Here is a 3,367-nt window from a genome sequence, read left to right as displayed (position 1 = left end):
TCGCTCAGGCCGCCGTGGTCGCCCATCACGACCAGCCCGGCAGCACCCGCCTGATCGCCTACGTAGTCCCCGACACCGGCGAAAGACCGGCAGATCTGCGGGAGTTCGTGCGGCAGCGGCTGCCCGAGTACATGGCGCCGTCCACGTACGTCACCCTGGACCGGCTGCCGTTGACGGCCAACGGCAAGCTCGACCGGGCCGCGCTGCCCGAACCCGATCAGGGCGCGCGGGCGGATGTGCCGCGTCGTGAACCGCGGACCGAGCGCGAGCGACTGCTGGGGACGCTGGTCGCGCAGGCCCTGGGCGTGGACAACGTCGGGCCCGACGACGACTTCTTCGCGCTCGGCGGCGACAGCATCGTCTCGATCCGGCTGGTCAGCCTCGCTCGCTCGGCGGGTGTCGGACTGGCGGTCCGGGACGTCTTCGAGCAGCGGACCGCGGCCGGACTGGCCGAGATCGCCGAGGAACTGGCCGTGTCGGCACCCGATTCCGGCGACTCCGGCGTGGGAGGGCTGGAACCGACGCCGATCATGCGCTGGTTCGACGCGCGCGGTGGCGACATCGACGCGTTCCACCAGGCGATGCTGCTGGAGGTGCCGGCAGGGTTGCGCGAGGACCACCTCGTCGCGGCCGTGCAGGGGCTCGTGGACCACCACGACGCGCTGCGGTTGACCCGGAAACGGAGCGGTCAGGACAACGGGGCGTGGTCGCTTGAGGTGAGCCCGGTGGGGTCCGTGTCGGCTGCGGACGTGGTGCATCGTGTCGACACCGCCGGTGCGGCCGTCGACGCGACGCTGGTCCGCGCACAGGCGGAGGCGGCGTCCGACCGGCTGTCGGCCGAGCGCGGCCTGCTGGTTCAGGTGGTCTGGTTCGACGCCGGACCGGCCGAACGGGGCAGGCTGCTGGTCGTCGTCAACCATCTCGTCGTCGACGGGGTGTCCTGGCGGATCCTGCTTCCCGATCTCATCGCCGCCTGCGAGTCCGTCGGGGGCGGCCGTCCCCCACGGCTGGACCCGGTGGGCACCTCCCTGCGTCGCTGGGCGAGTCTCCTCACGGTCGAGGCCCGGCAGCCGGCCCGCACCGCCGAGGCGGCGCTGTGGACCGGACTGCTCACCGCGGCTGACCCACCGCTGACCACTGGCCGGCTCGATGCCGCGCGGGACACCGTGGGCCGGGCCCGCGAGCTAACGCTCTCCCTGCCGCCCGAGGTCACCACCCCGCTCCTGACGACGGTGCCCACGGCCTTCCACGCGAAGGTCGACGACGTCCTGCTCACCGCGCTCGCCCTGGCGGTCGCCCAGTGGCGCCGGACCCATGCACGCGGGCGGCACACGGCTCTCCTCGTGGACATGGAGGGACACGGGCGCGAGGAGATCGTCGAGGGCGTGGACCTCTCGCGCACCGTGGGGTGGTTCACCTCGCTGTATCCCGTCCGTGTCGACCCCGGCCCGCTGGCGTGGGAAGAGGTCGTCGACGGCGGGCCGTCGCTCGGACAGGCCCTGAAACGAGTGAAGGAACAGGTCCGCTCCCTGCCCGAGCGGGGCATCGGCTACGGCCTGCTGCGGCACCTCAATCCCGACACCGCGCCGGAGCTGGCCGGGCTCGCCGTACCGCAACTCGGATTCAACTACCTCGGCCGGTTCCCCTCGGCGGGCGCCCCGGTGGTCCCCGGCCGCCCGGAATGGACGGTGGCCGCCGAGACGGGCCTGCTGAGCGGCGCCGACCCGGCGACCGCCCTGGCGCACGGGGTTGAGGTGAACAGCATGGTCCGCGACATCCCGGACGGGCCGGAACTGGAGGCCGTCTGGACCTGGGCGCCGGATCTGTGGACCGAACGGCACGTCCGAGCCCTGGCCGACCACTGGTTCCGAGCGATCCGCGGACTGGTCCGGCACGGCGAGCGCTCCGGCACCGGCGGCCACAGCCCCTCGGACTTCCCCCTGACCGAACTCAGCCAGCACGACATCGAGCAGCTCGAAGCAGCGTGGAGGGTGCAGAAATGACGTCGTCGGGCCTGGAAGACATCCTCCCCCTCTCCCCGATGCAGGAGGGGCTGCTGTTCCACTCCCGCTACGAGCAGGACGGCGCGGACGTCTACGCGGTGCAGCACGTCCTCACCATCGAGGGCGTCCTCGACGCGGCGCGGCTGCGGGCCGCCGTGCTCGCGCTCGTCCAACGGCACCCGAACCTGCGCGCCGGATTCCGGCAGGTGGACTCCGGCCGCACCGTACAGCTGATACCACGTCAGGTCAACATTCCGTGGGACGAGTTCGACCTGTCGCCGCTTCCCGAGGCCGACGCGGAGGCGGAGCTGGCCCGGCTCGCTGCCAAGGAGCACGCCCGCCGGTTCGACCTGGCCGAGCCGCCCCTGCTGCGCTTCTCCCTGGTGCGCCTGGCCGCCGAAAGCCACCGCCTCATCATGACCACCCACCACATCCTGCTCGACGGCTGGTCGACGCCACTGCTCGTGCGCGAGCTGACCGCGCTGTACGACAGCCAGGGCGACACCACCGTGCTGCCCCGAGTGGCCCCCTACCGGCAGTACCTGGGGTGGCTCGCGCAGCAGGACCAGCCGGCGGCGGAGGCCGCCTGGCGGGAGGCGCTCGGCGGACTCGAACAGCCGACGCTGCTCGCCCCGGTGGACCCGGGCCGTCCCGGACTGATGCCGGAGCGGATCACCGTGGAGCTGGACGAGGACCGCACGGCAGCGCTGGCCGACTGGGCGCGCCGGCACGGGGTGACCCTGAACACCGTGCTCCAGGCCGCTTGGGGGATTGTGCTGAGCCGGCGCACCGGCCACGACGACATCGTGTTCGGGGCCGTCGTGGCCGGGCGCGACCCTCAACTGCCCGGCGTCGAGAGCATGGTGGGGCTGCTCATCAACATGGTGCCGGTGCGGGTGTCCCTCAACCCGGCGCAGTCCCTGCTGGCCACCGTCGAACAGGTGCAGAGCGCGCAGTCGCGGCTCACCGGGCACCACCACCTCGGGCTCGCCCGCATCCAGCAACTGGCCGGTCTGGGCGACCTCTTCGACACCTCTCTGGTCTTCGAGAACTACCCGTGGGACGAACCCGGCGAGCGGCCGGAGACCGGGCTGCGGATCACCCCTGACCTGGGTCGCGGGCGGGACGCGACGCACTATCCCCTGACCCTGATCGCCGCCCCGGGTCGTCGTCTGTACCTCCGCCTGGACTACCGCGACGACCTGTTCGGCCAGGCGACGGCCGCCGGGTTCGTCGACCGGTTGATCCGGGTGCTCGACCTCGTCGTCACGGATTCCTCCCGGCCGGTCGGGCGGATGGATCTGCTGTCCGCGCAGGAGCGGGCGGCTGTGCTGGCGGGGCCGGCTGCTGTGGTGTCGTCGCGG

At 72.4% G+C, this 3,367-nt stretch carries 2 protein-coding genes; both read left to right on the top strand.

Going from position 1 to position 3,367, the window contains the following annotated elements; genetic code table 11:
* On the top strand, positions 1–2,003 hold a 2,003-nt coding region (locus ACP4J3_RS50505), incomplete at its 5' end, for a condensation domain-containing protein (RefSeq protein WP_426545010.1).
* A partial coding sequence (locus tag ACP4J3_RS50500; RefSeq protein WP_426545008.1) for a condensation domain-containing protein occupies positions 2,000–3,367 on the top strand: 1,368 nt, incomplete at its 3' end. The genes ACP4J3_RS50505 and ACP4J3_RS50500, both read left to right, overlap by 4 nt.

Origin of the sequence: Streptomyces sp. UG1, from assembly GCF_049974585.1 — a bacterium.
Classification (GTDB): Bacteria; Actinomycetota; Actinomycetes; order Streptomycetales; family Streptomycetaceae; genus Streptomyces.
The sequence above is the reverse complement of the archived record's forward strand: the minus strand, read 5'-3'. Positions and strand labels throughout refer to the sequence as shown.